This window comes from Vibrio galatheae (assembly GCF_000967545.1).
In the GTDB taxonomy this organism is placed as follows: domain Bacteria; phylum Pseudomonadota; class Gammaproteobacteria; order Enterobacterales; family Vibrionaceae; genus Vibrio; species Vibrio galatheae.
In genome coordinates this window covers 129,039-145,231 of the sequence record NZ_JXXV01000011.1, presented here as the reverse complement: position 1 = coordinate 145,231, position 16,193 = coordinate 129,039, and the positions used below count along the sequence as shown (strand labels likewise).

14 protein-coding genes are annotated in these 16,193 nt (G+C 47.3%); 12 read left to right on the top strand and 2 right to left on the bottom strand.

Features of this window, described 5'->3' with window-relative positions; all coding sequences use genetic code 11:
• Nucleotides 1-13: 13 nt before the first annotated feature.
• Entirely contained in the window at nucleotides 14-1,198 is a 1,185-nt protein-coding gene (locus tag TW81_RS05220) for a 3-phenylpropionate MFS transporter (protein ID WP_045954662.1), read from the bottom strand.
• A gap of 233 nt (nucleotides 1,199-1,431) precedes the next feature.
• On the opposite strand from TW81_RS05220, the gene TW81_RS05215 reads away from it, so the two are divergent.
• From TW81_RS05215 to TW81_RS05170, 10 genes are all read left to right on the top strand, one after another.
• Nucleotides 1,432-3,258 carry a DUF294 nucleotidyltransferase-like domain-containing protein gene (locus TW81_RS05215; RefSeq protein ID WP_045954661.1) on the top strand — a complete coding sequence of 609 codons (1,827 nt, stop codon included), beginning with the start codon at nucleotides 1,432-1,434 and terminating at the stop codon, nucleotides 3,256-3,258.
• 11 nt (nucleotides 3,259-3,269) lie between these two features.
• Nucleotides 3,270-3,902 carry a 3'-5' exonuclease gene (locus TW81_RS05210; RefSeq protein WP_045954660.1) on the top strand — a complete coding sequence of 211 codons (633 nt, stop codon included), beginning with the start codon at nucleotides 3,270-3,272 and terminating at the stop codon, nucleotides 3,900-3,902.
• A 211-nt stretch (nucleotides 3,903-4,113) separates the two neighbouring features.
• A complete protein-coding gene (gene acs / locus TW81_RS05205; RefSeq protein ID WP_045954659.1) occupies nucleotides 4,114-6,063 on the top strand; it encodes an acetate--CoA ligase in 1,950 nt (649 codons plus the stop codon).
• Nucleotides 6,064-6,359: 296 nt separating this feature from the next.
• The gene (gene aroQ / locus TW81_RS05200; RefSeq protein ID WP_045954658.1) at nucleotides 6,360-6,809 is read left to right on the top strand and encodes a type II 3-dehydroquinate dehydratase; all 450 of its coding nucleotides are present in this window, start codon (nucleotides 6,360-6,362) and stop codon (nucleotides 6,807-6,809) included.
• 79 nt (nucleotides 6,810-6,888) lie between these two features.
• Nucleotides 6,889-7,350 carry an acetyl-CoA carboxylase biotin carboxyl carrier protein gene (accB, locus tag TW81_RS05195; protein WP_045954657.1) on the top strand — a complete coding sequence of 154 codons (462 nt, stop codon included), beginning with the start codon at nucleotides 6,889-6,891 and terminating at the stop codon, nucleotides 7,348-7,350.
• Between the two features lie 15 nt (nucleotides 7,351-7,365).
• A complete protein-coding gene (gene accC / locus TW81_RS05190) occupies nucleotides 7,366-8,709 on the top strand; it encodes an acetyl-CoA carboxylase biotin carboxylase subunit (protein ID WP_045954656.1) in 1,344 nt (447 codons plus the stop codon).
• Nucleotides 8,710-8,886: 177 nt separating this feature from the next.
• Complete coding sequence (prmA, locus tag TW81_RS05185; RefSeq protein WP_045954655.1) at nucleotides 8,887-9,774, top strand: 50S ribosomal protein L11 methyltransferase; 888 nt, start codon at nucleotides 8,887-8,889, stop codon at nucleotides 9,772-9,774.
• 138 nt (nucleotides 9,775-9,912) lie between these two features.
• The gene (gene dusB / locus TW81_RS05180) at nucleotides 9,913-10,875 is read left to right on the top strand and encodes a tRNA dihydrouridine synthase DusB (protein ID WP_045954735.1); all 963 of its coding nucleotides are present in this window, start codon (nucleotides 9,913-9,915) and stop codon (nucleotides 10,873-10,875) included.
• A 73-nt stretch (nucleotides 10,876-10,948) separates the two neighbouring features.
• The gene (gene fis / locus TW81_RS05175) at nucleotides 10,949-11,245 is read left to right on the top strand and encodes a DNA-binding transcriptional regulator Fis (RefSeq protein ID WP_000462885.1); all 297 of its coding nucleotides are present in this window, start codon (nucleotides 10,949-10,951) and stop codon (nucleotides 11,243-11,245) included.
• 176 nt (nucleotides 11,246-11,421) lie between these two features.
• Nucleotides 11,422-12,402, top strand: a complete 981-nt coding sequence (locus tag TW81_RS05170; RefSeq protein ID WP_045954654.1) for a GGDEF domain-containing protein — start codon at nucleotides 11,422-11,424, stop codon at nucleotides 12,400-12,402.
• A 26-nt stretch (nucleotides 12,403-12,428) separates the two neighbouring features.
• Here the strand turns inward: TW81_RS05170 and zntR are convergent, their stop codons facing one another.
• A complete protein-coding gene (zntR, locus tag TW81_RS05165) occupies nucleotides 12,429-12,845 on the bottom strand; it encodes a Zn(2+)-responsive transcriptional regulator (RefSeq protein ID WP_045954653.1) in 417 nt (138 codons plus the stop codon).
• 285 nt (nucleotides 12,846-13,130) lie between these two features.
• On the opposite strand from zntR, the gene purH reads away from it, so the two are divergent.
• Both purH and purD read left to right on the top strand, forming a co-directional pair.
• Nucleotides 13,131-14,723, top strand: a complete 1,593-nt coding sequence (gene purH, locus TW81_RS05160) for a bifunctional phosphoribosylaminoimidazolecarboxamide formyltransferase/IMP cyclohydrolase (RefSeq protein ID WP_045954652.1) — start codon at nucleotides 13,131-13,133, stop codon at nucleotides 14,721-14,723.
• A 155-nt stretch (nucleotides 14,724-14,878) separates the two neighbouring features.
• The gene (purD, locus tag TW81_RS05155; RefSeq protein WP_045954651.1) at nucleotides 14,879-16,168 is read left to right on the top strand and encodes a phosphoribosylamine--glycine ligase; all 1,290 of its coding nucleotides are present in this window, start codon (nucleotides 14,879-14,881) and stop codon (nucleotides 16,166-16,168) included.
• The last annotated feature ends 25 nt before the right edge of the window (nucleotides 16,169-16,193 follow it).

Sequence of the window (16,193 nt, the reverse complement as noted above, 5' to 3'; positions counted from 1 at the left end):
CAATCCGTTCGAGTTAATTCTGTGCATTAGGCTCCGCTTTCGCGAGCGGATTGGCACAGTGCCCCTTTTGTTCCACTTTAATCAGTAGCGCGAGTACACCCATTGCCGCCATTGCCCAAAATACATTGGCGCCCCAGTTTTCATAGCCCCAACCACTCAATGCGGTCATTAAGGCGATAAAGGCGCCGAGAGGAATAGCATTGTACAGCGCTTGGAGGGCAACCATTTTTCGTTGTTCAGAGTGCTGAATGTATTGAATCGCCGCAATATGCGCCATGGCAAAAGTGACGCCATGCAAAAGCTGGATTAAGACTAATGCCACCAAAGCTGTCGTGGACGCCGTTAGTCCCCAGCGAACCACCACACCTAATGCCGCCACGGCAAACAGCGCTCTTAGTGTCCAGCCAGAAAATAGACGCTTGCTAAAAGCGAAAATCGCCACCTCAGCCACCACACCTAAACTCCATAGATAGCCGATTATATCTTCCGAGTAACCCGCTTCTTTCCAGTAGATCGAACTGAAACTGTAATAGGCCGCGTGACTACCTTGAATCAGGGATACCAAGACAAGAAACTTAATCACAGGCCGTTCACGCAACATGTCAGCGAGTTTTGGTCGCTCGGTATTCTCATCATCCATGGTGACGGGCATCGGATTGATATTACGCATTGAGAACACCAAGGCAGCAGTTACACCCGCTAGTGCAGTGAACAGAATCATATCACTGCCATACTGCGCGGCTAAAAAGCCCACCACAGTTGAACCAGCAATGAAGGCAATCGAGCCCCACAGACGTGTACGACCATAATCCAGCATCTGCAAGCGAGAGTAGTAGTTGGCCATAGAGTCAGATAATGGAACAGACGGTCCGCAGCACAAGTTAAACAGCACTGTTGCCAGAGCCATCAACCAGAAACTGCCGCCGGTAAAGAAATGGAAACCAATAAAGATAATGGCCGCGAAGCTCAGCCAGCGCAATGCCGGGATCAATTGCTCCACTTTGTGGATACGTGGTGTGATAAGCATATTGGCCACACAACGCGTCGCAAAGCCGATGCCCACCAGCAAGCCGATATCGGTCGCGGATACGCCCTGTTCTTCAAACCACAAGGCCCAAAATGGCAAATAGACGCCATAAGCAAAAAAGAAACCGACAAAATACTGGGAGATCCAGCCATAGGGAGATGGGGTAAGCATCATTACCTCTGAATGCATAAAAGAGTGACAACAGCGGCGGATATTATCGTTTGCTTTGCCAAGATTAAAAAGGGAATAATCGTCACCAGTGCGTTTCCCTATTCTCACTTAATCTTTATTCATGCCCCCCCATTCGGTGACAAATTGCTCGCCAATTAGACCAAAGTCGTCTGGAACATTTCCGTTAATCCTGCACACTTAGCCTAAAGAGTTGCCACCAGGGTCAGTTCGCGATGCCAGATAAATTTAATATGCAGTCACCCCCTTTTGACCGCTTAAATGGCCAACAACAAAATCGGCTACGTAGTTCGCTGGATGTTGCCTATTTTCGCGCCAAAGAGACCTTGCTTAAGCCGGGCATCGAGAGTCAGCACTTACATATTCTGATCAAAGGTGCGGTGGAAGAGCGCTCCGAAGATGATAAAGAAATTTTTGCCCACTACGCCAACGACGATCTTTTTGATGTTCGCGCCTTGTTTGAACCGAGTGTGAAACATCGCTACGTCGCCCTAGAAGACACCTTGTCTTATTTGCTGCCTAAATCCGTGTTCCTTGAGCTGTACAATGAGAATGGACAGTTTGCAGCCTATTTTGATAACAACCTCGCTCGTCGCCAAGAACTGATAGAAGCAGCCCAACAACAGCAAAACCTCGCTGAATTTATCCTGACCAAAGTGGATAAAGAGATTTATCACCCGCCGATGGTGCTTGCTCCTGAACAACCGCTCAATGAAGTCACACTAACACTCAAAAAAAACGGCATTGACGCGGCGCTGGTACGCTTAAACGATAATGATGTCCGCTTGGTTGAAGACGAACATTCACTGCCCTACGCGATTGTGACTCGGACCAATATGCTGCATGCCGTTATGCTTGAAGGCCATCCACTCGACACTCCGGTTGGCAAAATTGCTACCTACCCTGTGGTGCATGTCGAAGATGGCGAGTTTCTCTTTAACGCAATGATAAAAATGACTCGCCAACGCATGAAGCGGGTCATGGTTGCCGATGGAAAAGACGCGGTAGGCATGCTGGATATGACCCAGATCCTGAGTGCTTTCTCGACCCACTCTCATGTCTTAACTTTGAGTATCGCGCGCGCAACCAGTATAGAAGAGCTCGCCTTGGCATCGAATCGACAAAGGCAGTTGGTCGACAGCCTATTTCGCAATGGCATTCGCACGCGCTTTATCATGGAGCTGATTTCTGCAGTCAATGAGCAAATCATTGAGAAAGCGTTTGAACTGGTTGTTCCTCCCGCCCTTCACGACCATTGCTGCTTGGTCGTTTTAGGCTCAGAAGGGCGTGGAGAACAAATTCTCAAAACCGATCAAGACAACGCGCTGATCATCAAAGACGGCCTCCATTGGCATCAATGTGAAACCGTGATGGCCGAGTTGACCCACACCTTGCAACAACTCGGCTATCCGCTGTGTCCGGGTAATGTGATGGTCAACAACCCGAAATGGGTCAAAACACAGACGGAGTGGAAACACACCATCAGCCAATGGTCTAAACCGAGTTCGGCCGAGCAAGTTATGGACTTAGCCATCTTCAGTGATGCCCACGCGGTTGCCGGTAACCTAACTTTGTTGGAACCTATCGAGCAGCATCTTAAACAAACCATGCTCAATAATATGCTCGCTCTGCAAGACTTCTGTCGTCCGGCACTACAATTCTCTTTACCTCTGACGCTGTTTGGCAATGTCAAAAAAGATAAACAAGGCGTTGATGTCAAAAGCGGCGGCATTTTCCCTATCGTGCATGGTATTCGCACCCTATCACTCGAATATGGCATAGCAGAGAAGAACACCTTTGAGCGCATTGAAGCGCTGCGCAACAAGAAAATCCTCGAACCTGACACGGCAGACAACCTCAGCGAAGCACTAAAATTGCTGTTCAAGTTACGCCTCAATCAACAGCTAACCAATCAACACAGCCACAACCGTATCGACCTCAAGCAAATAGAGCGCACTGAGCGAGATCTACTACGCCATAGCTTACATGTGGTGAAAAAGTTCAAACAGTTCTTGGGCTATCATTATCAGATAAGAGACTAGAGGTTCGTAGTATGAACTGGTTGCAGCGCCGTTACTGGTATTACAAGTTGAAAGGTTCGCCCTATCAGCCGTTATTTGCTTCGGTACAAAAGGGGGAATACGTGTCTCTCGATTGCGAGACGACCAGCCTTGACCCCAATCGCGCTGAACTGGTCACGATCGCGGCGACCAAAATTATCGACAATCGCATTATCACCAGTAAGCCCTTTGAGGTCAGACTTAGAGCCCCGCAATCTCTTGACTCAGGATCGGTAAAAATCCACAAAATTCGCCATCAAGACTTAGCTGATGGCATTGATGAGAAGCAAGCCTTGATTCAGCTGTTGGAATTTATCGGTAATCGACCTCTAGTTGGCTATCACATTCGCTACGATAAAAAAATCCTCGATCTCGCCTGTCGTAAGCAACTCGGATTCCCTTTGCCCAACCCTCTGATCGAAGTGAGCCAAATCTATCACGACAAGCTAGAGCAACATCTGCCCAACGCCTATTTTGATCTCAGCTTAGATGCGATATGTCGCCATTTAGACTTGCCACTACAAGACAAACACGATGCCTTGCAAGACGCGATTTCCGCCGCTTTAATCTTCGTCCGCCTGACAAAAGGTGATCTGCCGAGCCTGAATTTGCCCTATACCCGCTAGATCAAGTTACGACCAAGCTCTCAATTTGCGTTTTAATTCCTTCATTTCACAGCGGATCCGTCCCTCTCATCCTAAAGTCTAATTGTCGAACGGCCGCCTGTGATTGAAAGTTAGGGCTATAGGGATTTTACAACGTCAGGGTCACGTGACCTTATCGTTTTAAACGGACACTTGCTCAATTCATAACGAATTAGGCACAAGGAGATAAGCAATGAGTGAAGCCCATATTTATCCGGTAAAAGAGAACATCAAAAAAAATACCCACGCGGATAACGATACCTACCAAGCTATGTACCAACAGTCGGTGACTGACCCAGTGGCTTTCTGGAGTGAGCACGGAAAAATCGTCGATTGGATCAAGCCATTTACTAAAGTCAAAAACACCTCTTTCGATACTGGCCATGTTGATATTCGCTGGTTTGAAGACGGCACACTCAATGTTTCTGCCAACTGTATTGACCGCCACCTAGCCGAACGCGGTGACGATGTGGCCATCATTTGGGAAGGTGACGACCCGAATGATGATAAAACTCTGACGTTTAAACAACTGCACAAAGAAGTGTGTGAGTTTTCTAACGCCTTAAAAGAACAAGGCGTACGCAAAGGTGACGTCGTCTGTTTATACATGCCTATGGTTACTGAAGCGGCGGTTGCCATGCTCGCTTGTACTCGCATAGGTGCCGTGCACACAGTGGTATTCGGTGGTTTCTCTCCTGAAGCGCTTTCTGGCCGTATTATCGACTCGGATGCCAAAGTCGTTATCACCGCCGACGAAGGTGTCCGTGGTGGTCGCTCAGTGCCACTGAAAAAGAACGTTGATGAAGCGCTGACTAACCCTGAAGTGAAAACCATCAATAAAGTGATCGTGATGAAGCGTACTGGTGGTGATGTTGATTGGCACGATCATCGTGATGTGTGGTGGCATGAAGCGACAGCCAATGTACCAGCAGATTGCCCACCAGAAGAGATGAAAGCCGAAGATCCGCTGTTTATCCTCTACACTTCCGGCTCAACGGGTAAACCGAAAGGCGTATTACATACCACAGGCGGCTACCTCGTTTACGCGGCAATGACGTTTAAATATGTGTTTGACTACCAGCCGGGTGAAACCTTCTGGTGTACCGCCGATGTGGGCTGGATTACTGGTCACACTTACCTGATTTATGGCCCATTGGCGAATGGCGCTAAAACCATTCTGTTTGAGGGTGTGCCGAACTATCCTCACACCAACCGCATGAGCCAAGTGGTCGACAAGCACCAAGTGAATATTCTCTACACGGCACCGACCGCGATTCGTGCCCTGATGGCAAAAGGCAACGAAGCCGTAGAAGGTACGTCACGCAGCAGCCTACGTATTATGGGCTCAGTCGGTGAGCCGATTAACCCTGAAGCGTGGGAATGGTACTACAAAACCATCGGTAATGAAGATTCACCGATTGTTGATACTTGGTGGCAGACTGAAACAGGCGGTATCTTGATTGCCCCACTACCGGGAGCAACTGACCTTAAACCGGGTTCGGCAACTCGCCCGTTCTTCGGTGTCCAACCTGCGTTGGTTGACAACATGGGTAACATCATCGAAGGCGCGACTGATGGTAACCTAGTGATTCTTGATTCTTGGCCAGGTCAAATGCGTACCGTCTACGGCGACCACGACCGTTTTGAGCAAACTTATTTCTCGACGTTCAAAGGCATGTACTTTACTAGTGACGGTGCGCGTCGAGACGAAGATGGCTACTACTGGATCACTGGTCGTGTCGATGACGTATTAAACGTTTCTGGTCACCGTATGGGTACTGCAGAAATTGAATCTGCTCTGGTTGCGCACGAGAAGATTGCCGAAGCAGCGATTGTTGGCATTCCGCACGACATTAAAGGTCAGGCGATTTATGCTTACATCACGCTCAACGATGGTGAATTCCCAAGTGCTGAGCTACACAAAGAAGTGAAAGATTGGGTGCGCAAAGAGATTGGTCCTATCGCGACCCCAGATGTACTGCACTGGACAGACTCACTACCGAAAACTCGCTCAGGCAAGATCATGCGCCGCATCCTACGTAAGATTGCCACTGGCGATACCAGCAACTTAGGTGACACCTCAACGCTTGCCGACCCAAGTGTGGTTGATAAGCTGATTGCCGAGAAAGCTGAACTGGCTTAATTACTCAGCAAAGCTCCTTTAAAACCGTCACCTTGTGTGGCGGTTTTGTTGTTTTTACGACTTAATACACCGGCCCACTTCCCCTTCACAGCAAGCAAAAGTGTTACCTTGGTTGCAATTTCTCCGCACCAAACTAGGAGATTAGACCAGTAAATTGCTGCGATTTGCGCTGAATTAGCTATAATCTGGGTCTATTTCAAAGATTCAGTGCTGTTTGCAATAAAAATTGCATGCTGAATCAGCGATAATATGGGAATATTCCAATTCATATCATGAAGTAGGAAGATGGCAGCACAATGACAGCAAAATTACGCATTCTTGTCTTAAACGGTCCAAATTTAAACCTGTTGGGATTACGAGAACCGGCACATTATGGTTCTTCAACTCTCAATCAGATCGTTGAGCGACTAACGCAGCAAGCCAATGACGCTGGCGTTGAGCTTCAACATCTTCAGTCCAATCGTGAATATGAACTGATTGAAGCTATCCATGCGGCCTACGACAAGGTGGATTTTATTATCATCAACCCTGCCGCTTTTACTCATACCAGCGTAGCGTTAAGAGACGCCTTGCTGGGTGTGGCTATCCCATTTATCGAAGTACATTTGTCCAATGTGCATGCTCGTGAACCTTTCCGTCATCACTCTTACCTCTCCGATAAGGCAGAGGGAGTCATATGCGGCCTCGGGGCACAAGGATACGAATTCGCTTTGTCTGCAGCAATCAACAAGCTACAGGCCAAGTAACCTGATTACTTTAACAGTAAACAAACACTCTGCAGCTTTATAAAGCTGTCTTAATCACAAGATAAAAGAGAAAGAAAAGATGGATATCCGTAAAATCAAGAAGCTTATCGAATTAGTAGAAGAGTCTGGCATTGCTGAGCTAGAGATCTCTGAAGGTGAAGAGTCGGTACGCATCAGCCGTAATGGCACTGCAGCTCCAGCACCAATTCAATATGCAGCAGCACCTGTAGCAGCTCCTGCTCCGGCGGCAGCACCAGCACCAGCTCCAGCAGCAGCACCTGAAGCAGCAGCACCGGCAGCTCCAGCTGGTCACCAGGTTCTTTCTCCAATGGTAGGTACTTTCTACCGTTCTCCAAGCCCAGATGCAAAATCATTCGTTGAAGTGGGTCAATCGGTAAAAGCTGGCGACACGCTATGTATCGTTGAAGCGATGAAAATGATGAACCAAATCGAAGCGGACAAGTCTGGCGTAGTGACAGCTATCCTAGTTGAAGACGGCCAGCCAGTTGAATTCGACCAACCACTTGTTGTTATCGAATAATAGAGGCTCTCTCTTATGCTAGATAAATTAGTCATCGCGAACCGAGGCGAAATTGCGCTTCGAATCCTTCGCGCATGTAAAGAATTAGGCATCAAAACAGTAGCGGTTCACTCAACTGCTGACCGTGACCTAAAACACGTATTGCTTGCAGATGAAGCCATCTGTATCGGTCCTGCGCGCGGTATCGACAGCTACCTAAACATTCCACGCATTATTTCAGCGGCGGAAGTGACTGGCGCGGTTGCGATTCACCCTGGTTACGGCTTCCTATCAGAAAACGCTGATTTTGCTGAACAAGTAGAACGCAGCGGCTTTATCTTCGTTGGCCCTAAAGCGGAGACTATCCGTATTATGGGTGACAAAGTCTCAGCAATTACGGCAATGAAAAAAGCAGGCGTACCTTGTGTTCCTGGTTCTGATGGTCCGCTGGATAACGACGAAGTCAAGAACAAAGCCCACGCTAAGCGCATAGGCTACCCTGTGATCATCAAAGCCTCTGGTGGCGGTGGCGGTCGTGGTATGCGTGTAGTTCGCTCTGAGGGTGAACTAGTACAAGCTATTGCTATGACACGTGCTGAAGCCAAAGCAGCTTTCAACAACGATATGGTTTACATGGAGAAATTCCTAGAAAACCCACGTCACGTTGAAGTTCAAGTTATCGCTGATGGTCAAGGTGGTGCAATCCACTTAGGTGAACGTGACTGTTCAATGCAACGTCGCCACCAGAAAGTGGTTGAAGAAGCGCCAGCACCGGGCATCACAGAAGAGATGCGTAAGTACATCGGTGAGCGTTGTACCCGTGCTTGTCTTGAAATTGGCTACCGCGGTGCAGGTACATTTGAGTTCTTGTATGAAAACGGCGAGTTCTACTTCATTGAGATGAACACACGTATTCAGGTTGAGCACCCAGTAACAGAAATGGTTACGGGCGTTGACTTAATCAAAGAGCAGCTACGTGTTGCAGCAGGCCAGCCACTGTCATTCACTCAAGATGACATTAAGATCCGTGGCCATGCGATTGAATGTCGTATCAATGCTGAAGACCCAGAGCGTTTCTTACCTTCTCCAGGTAAAATCGAGCGTTTCCACCCACCAGGTGGTATGGGCGTTCGCTGGGAATCGCACATCTATGCAGGTTACACAGTACCACCGCACTACGATTCAATGATCGGTAAACTGATCACCTTCGGTGAGAACCGTGACGTTGCTATTGCGCGTATGAAAAACGCCCTTGGTGAGATGATCGTTGAAGGCATCAAAACCAACGTTCCTCTTCAAGTTAGCATCATGAACGATGAAAACTTCCAGCATGGTGGTGCCAACATTCACTACCTTGAGAAGAAACTTGGACTGCAATAAGTGATTGGTTCCTTGAGGCACCCTAATTAGGAACTAGCCACTAGGATCTATTAACTCTCCCAAAATGCTCACTTCGGTGGGCATTTTTGTTTCTAGCCACTTATTCGCCTATAAAACCCGCAAATTTCTGCTAAACTCTGCGCCAAATCACATCAACAATGTAAAGAGCTCATACTCATGCCTTGGATTCAAATAAAACTCAACGCGACCAATGAAAACGCGGAACAAATTGGCGATATGTTAATGGAAGAGACGGGGGCACTGTCGGTAACCTTTCTAGACGCACACGACACCCCCGTATTTGAACCGCTACCCGGAGAGACTCGTTTATGGGGTGATACGGATATCCTCGCACTGTATGACGCAGAAGCAGACACAGACTTTATTATCGAGCAAACCAAGCTCAGTGGATTACTGGCGCAAGGCTTTGCCTACAAAATTGAGCAGTTGGAAGACAAAGACTGGGAACGCGAGTGGATGGATAACTTCCACCCGATGAAGTTTGGTGAACGTCTATGGATTTGCCCAAGCTGGCGTGAAGTGCCAGAACCAGAAGCGGTTAACGTCATGCTCGACCCTGGCCTGGCATTTGGTACCGGTACGCACCCAACGACGGCTTTGTGTCTCGAGTGGCTTGAGCAGTTGGATCTCTCTGGCAAGACAGTTATCGATTTTGGTTGTGGCTCTGGCATCCTCGCGATCGCTGCGATCAAACTAGGTGCAGAGAAAGTGATTGGGATCGACATTGATCCTCAAGCGTTACTGGCATCAAAAGACAATGCCGAACGCAATGGTGTTGCCGAACAACTAGAGGTTTTCCTGCCTCAAGATCAACCGCAAGGTCTGATCGCCGATGTAGTTGTTGCCAACATTTTAGCAGGCCCACTACGTGAATTGTCTCCAATCATTAAGTCTTTGGTCAAAGCAAATGGCGAACTTGCGATGTCGGGCGTACTCGATACGCAAGCCGAAGATGTTGCTAATTATTACCGTGATGAATTTCACATTGATCCTATCAAAGAGCAAAGTGAATGGTGTCGTATCTCTGGCCGAAAGCAAGGCTAGATAAGACTTTGCCACTTAATTGACTGATTTTTGGGCATTTTGCGAAAACAAATTGTAAATGCTCAAATATTAGTCTTTTCACAGCGCTAAAAAATGCGTAAAATGCGCGCCCTTGCTGGTTCACAGTGTGAAGACGTTTTGAAAATCGGAAATTACCAACTTAAGAATAATCTCATCGTTGCCCCTATGGCAGGTGTCACCGATAGACCATTCCGTGAGTTGTGCCTCCGTTATGGTGCGGGAATGGCCGTCAGTGAAATGATGTCGTCAAACCCAAAACTTTGGAAAACGTCTAAATCAAAGCAACGCATGGTGCATGAAGGCGAATCGGGCATTCGTTCAGTACAGATTGCGGGCGCTGATCCACAACTGATGGCCGATGCTGCTCAGTTTAGTGTTGAAAACGGTGCACAAATCATCGACATCAACATGGGCTGTCCAGCAAAAAAAGTGAATAAAAAGCTCGCGGGCTCTGCCTTACTTCAGTATCCAGAAATTATCGAAGATATTCTGAAAGCTGTTGTTAACGCAGTCGATGTCCCTGTGACATTAAAAACCCGTACTGGCTGGGATACAGACAATAAAAACTGTGTCCAAATCGCTAAATTAGCCGAAGACTGCGGCATTCAGGCACTTGCTCTGCATGGCAGAACAAAAGCGTGTATGTACAAAGGTGAGGCCGAATACGACAGCATTAAAGCGGTCAAGCAAGCCATCTCAATTCCGGTTATCGCTAACGGTGATATCGATAGCCCAGAGAAAGCCAAGCATGTACTGGAATACACCGGTGCGGACGCTTTAATGATTGGACGCCCTGCCCAGGGTCGTCCGTGGATTTTTCAGGAAATCCAACACTATTTAGAAACCGGCACCACGATGCCTGAACTTCCTTACCAGGAAGTGAAAGACATCCTGCTTGGTCATGTTCACGCTCTACATAACTTTTATGGCGAGTATTTAGGCCCACGTATCGCGCGTAAGCACGTTGGCTGGTACCTAAAAGAACATGAGCAAGCGAGTGAGTTTCGCCGTACCTTCAACGCACTCGATGCCGCCGATCAGCAGCTTGAGGCGTTAGAGGGTTACTTTGATTTAGCCTAAATAGTTGGAGCTGCAGCTTCAAATATCATGGCTATAACGTTGCATCATAATTAAGAGAAGAGCTAGACCGAATATGTTCGAACAAAATCTGACTTCAGAAGCATTAACAGTAACTACAGTAACGTCACAAGACCAGATTACTCAGAAACCATTACGTGACTCTGTTAAAGCGTCTCTTAAAAACTACTTGGCTCAACTAAACGGCCAAGAAGTCACAGAACTATATGAATTAGTTCTAGCTGAAGTTGAACAGCCATTACTAGACACCATCATGCAGTACACTCGCGGTAACCAAACTCGCGCAGCAACTATGATGGGTATCAACCGCGGTACTCTTCGCAAGAAACTTAAAAAATACGGCATGAACTAATCGTTCATTCTCTATTTTTGATTTAGAAGCCGGGTTTACCTTAGTAAACCCGGTTTTTTTATCATTACTATCAATACCGACCGCTCAAATATTCAACAATCTGTGATCTATTGCGATTGATATGCTCAAAGTGGTCGATATAATAATCAATTACGTTTGGGTTTGGGTTACTCCACATGGTTGATATGCAAAGGGAAGAATGGCTGAGCCTTATGCTCCGCGAGTTACCTGATCGCCTACTGATCGTCGATGATCATGGGCGAATCATTGATAGCTTTGGTGAAGCAGGCCAAACCACCCCAGCAACCATCGATCATTACCTCAACCGCACGTTTAAAGATATCCTTCCTCCTAGCGTGGCAGAGAAGCTAGAACATGCTTTTCTCCAAGTACTACGCACAGGCCAACGTACTAACTTGCAATACGCCTTGGCAGCGGGTCAGCAATTGCAGCTTTCCATTGAAGAATTAGACGCATGGAACGGTCTTGATGAGCGCTGGTTTGAAGCGTCTCTAAAACCGCTTACGCTTACCAGTGGTGCTCAATATGTTTTATGGCAAGAGAAAGAGATAACAAATGCTTACCTTCATCAAGCAGAGCTAAAGAAGCAAGCCGAAACGGATGAGTTAACAGGGATCTTAAATCGCCGTGCCTTTATGCTTAGACTTGAACGTGAGTTCGATCAACCGAAGCAACAACACCTTTCTTGCTTGATGGTTGATATCGACCATTTCAAAGAGATCAACGACCAAGTGGGCCATTTGTCTGGGGATGACGTCATTGTCCAAGTCGCACAAATTTGTCAGGGTTTGATCCGAACCAGTGATTACATTGGCCGTTTGGGTGGTGAAGAATTTGGCGTGGTCTTATCACGCACCAATGCTATTCAAGCCTACGATATTGCGGAGCGCATTCGCCATTCGATTGAGACCACCCCATGTCAGGTCGACGAGCATATCATTTTGCCCACCGTCAGCATCGGTATTGCCGAGTTAAATGCCAACGTTTCCTCAGTAAGAGAGTTAATGGTACAAGCAGATAAAGCCATGTATTACTCCAAGCAAACTGGGCGTAATCAGGTCACGATTTACTATGAAAATCTGCCTGACATAAAATCTTCAACAGAGCTGAAAGTGAATATCCGCCGCGCTTCATAACGCTTACCCGTTTGACTGCTGCACACTTATTTCTCATCGACTTCGCTCGCCAACGCCTCTAAAATCGAACAATGACTTGCATCATCGTCAACATGCCCACAGCAGGCATCATTTATTTTTTTTAGTGCTGCTCGAATACGAGTTAATTCGTTAATCTTGTCATCAATCACGTGCAACTTAGCACTGGTTATCGCTTTAACTTCAGCACAACTGTGCTCCGTCGCTTCAAGCTTTATCTCTAACAACTCACGAATCTCGTCCAAACTCAGACCTAAATCTTTCGCTTTGAGGATAAAACTCACCTGATGCTGGTTCTCTTGGTTATAAAGACGATAGCCAGAAGCACTGCGACCCGCAGGCTTAATCAGCTGATTCTTTTCATAAAAGCGCAAGGTATCTGAGCTGACATTGCAGCGCTTGGCTAATTCTCCAATCTGGTACATAACTTTTCCTATTAACCATTTCGTTACGTTTAAGGCTTAAACATAAGCTTTTTACAATTATTTTTGCGATGCCAAACGATTGCGCGAGCTTTTTTGTAATAAATTAGTTAGAATGTGCGCCATCAAACTCAGAGACTACATTATCACCAACAAATGTTGGAAAGGTCTTTACCAAAACTGGCCAATATCTTATCGCTTAGTTATAGCAAAACATAAGAACAAGTTCATTTTTGGCAAATATCTTTATCTTACGTATTAACTCTGTGACTTTGAGGAAATGGAAGCATGACTAACGCTCGTCCTATTCGCCGCGCATTGATCAGCGTATCAGACAAAACTGGTATTGTTGAGTTTGCCCAAGCTCTTGCTAACCGTGGTGTTGATATCTTATCAACTGGTGGTACGGCTCGCCTATTGGCCGAAAAAGGCATCTCAGTAACTGAAGTATCAGATTACACTGGTTTCCCAGAAATGATGGACGGTCGTGTTAAAACGCTTCACCCTAAAGTACACGGTGGTGTATTGGGTCGTCGTGGTCAAGATGACGACGTAATGGAAAAACACGGCATCAACCCTATCGATATGGTTGTCGTTAACCTTTACCCATTTGCTGAAACGGTAGCAAAAGAAGGTTGTACTCTTGCTGACGCGGTAGAAAACATCGATATTGGTGGCCCTACTATGGTGCGCTCTGCAGCCAAGAACCACAAAGACGTCACTATCGTTGTAAATGCTCACGACTACGAGCGCGTTATCGCAGAGATGGATACTAACGATAAGTCTCTAACGCTAGAGACTCGTTTTGACCTTGCTATTGCGGCATTCGAGCACACGGCCGCTTACGACGGTATGATTGCAAACTACTTCGGCACTATGGTTCCATCTTACGGCGAGAACAAAGAAGGTGATGAAGAGAGCAAATTCCCTCGCACTTTCAACCAGCAATTTATTAAGAAACAAGACATGCGCTACGGTGAAAACAGTCACCAAGATGCGGCGTTTTATGTCGAAGCCAACCCAGAAGAAGCTTCTGTATCAACCGCTCGCCAGATCCAAGGTAAAGCCCTTTCTTACAATAACATCGCCGACACTGACGCAGCCCTTGAGTGTGTGAAAGAGTTCGACGAACCAGCATGTGTGATTGTTAAGCACGCTAACCCATGTGGTGTGGCACTGGGTAGCAACATTCTTGAAGCTTATGACCGCGCCTACAAAACTGACCCAACGTCAGCGTTCGGCGGCATCATCGCCTTCAACCAAGAGCTAGACGCAGAAACAGCGACAGCTATCGTTGAGCGCCAATTCGTTGAAGTGATTATCGCACCTTCTGTTTCTGCTGAAGCAATTGAAGTTGTTGCGGCGAAGAAAAATGTTCGCCTACTTGAATGTGGCGAATGGTCTACCAAGACCACTGGTTTCGACGTTAAGCGTGTTAACGGTGGCCTACTAGTTCAAGACCGTGACCAAGGCATGGTAAGCCTAGATGACCTTAAAGTGGTATCTAAACGTCAACCAACAGAAGAAGAGCTAAAAGACGCCCTATTCTGTTGGAAAGTTGCGAAGTACGTAAAATCAAACGCGATTGTTTACTCTAAAGGCGACATGACGATTGGTGTTGGCGCTGGCCAAATGAGCCGTGTTTACTCAGCGAAAATTGCGGGCATTAAAGCAGCAGACGAAGGTCTACAAGTTGAAGGTTGTGTGATGGCTTCTGATGCCTTCTTCCCATTCCGCGATGGTATCGACGCAGCAGCAGAAGCAGGCATTAAGTGTGTGATTCAACCAGGTGGTTCTATGCGTGATGACGAAGTGATTGCCGCAGCAGATGAACACGGTATGGCGATGATCTTTACGGGTATGCGTCACTTCCGCCACTAATTTTCTCATCGTATTTGGCACTGTGGCGTCGTTAACTGCTTTCGCCCGCCCCAGTCACATAGCGGGCTATGTGACTGGGGATGGGCTCAATTGTTGCCTAGCCACATCACCAACTACTTTGAGTAAACAGTATTTATAAGATTAAGGATTTTCATATGCGAGTTTTAATCATTGGTTCTGGCGGTCGTGAACATGCACTGGGCTGGAAAGCCGCACAAAACCCAAACGTTGAAACAGTATTTGTTGCACCAGGTAATGCGGGCACGGCGCTTGAGCCAAAACTAGAGAACGTCAATATTGGCGTTGAAAGCATTTCTGAATTGGTGGCCTTCGCCAAAGAGAACCAAATTGAGCTGACTATCGTTGGCCCTGAAGCGCCACTTGTCATCGGTGTGGTCGATGCGTTCCGCGAAGCAGGTCTACCTATTTTCGGCCCAACACAAGCCGCCGCGCAGCTTGAAGGCTCTAAAGCTTTCACTAAAGACTTCTTAGCGCGTCATAACATTCCGACCGCGGCTTACGCTAATTTCACTGAAATTGAACCCGCACTGGCTTACGTTCGCGAACAAGGCGCTCCTATCGTGGTGAAAGCAGACGGTTTGGCAGCCGGTAAAGGCGTTATCGTCGCGATGACGCTAGAAGAAGCGGAAGACGCCATCAAAGACATGTTAGCAGGTAATGCCTTTGGTGAAGCGGGTAGCCGCGTGGTGATCGAAGAATTCCTCGACGGTGAAGAAGCAAGCTTTATCGTTATGGTCGATGGTCAGAGCGTACTACCAATGGCCACCAGCCAAGATCACAAACGCGTTGGCGACAAAGATACTGGCCCGAACACGGGTGGCATGGGTGCTTACTCCCCTGCACCTGTAGTAACACCTGAAATCCATAACCGTATTCTTGAAGAAGTTATCTATCCAACGGTTCGTGGTATGGATGCAGAAGGCGCACCATACACAGGTTTCCTCTACGCTGGTTTGATGATCGATAGCCAAGGTACGCCAAAAGTGATCGAGTACAACTGCCGCTTTGGTGACCCAGAGACTCAGCCGATTATGATGCGTATGGAATCCGACCTAGTTGAGCTATGTTTGATGGCGATCGACGAGAAGCTGGATGAAGCAGAGTCGAAATGGGATCCACGTGCATCGATCGGCGTAGTACTTGCAGCGGGTGGTTACCCTGGGGATTACGCTAAGGGTGATGTAATTTCTCTGCCGACAGAGCAAGTTGATGGTCAGAAAATCTTCCATGCTGGCACAACAAATAACGCCGCAGGTGAAGTCGTGACCAACGGTGGCCGTGTATTATGCGCAACTGCTCTTGGTAATAGCGTATCAGAAGCCCAACAGAAGGCGTATGAACTTGCTAAGCAGGTGAGCTGGAATGGGATGTTCCACCGCAATGACATTGGTTACAGAGCCATTGCCCGCGAACAAGGTGAATAGGTTCGAATTCCTAGAGGCGAGTTTC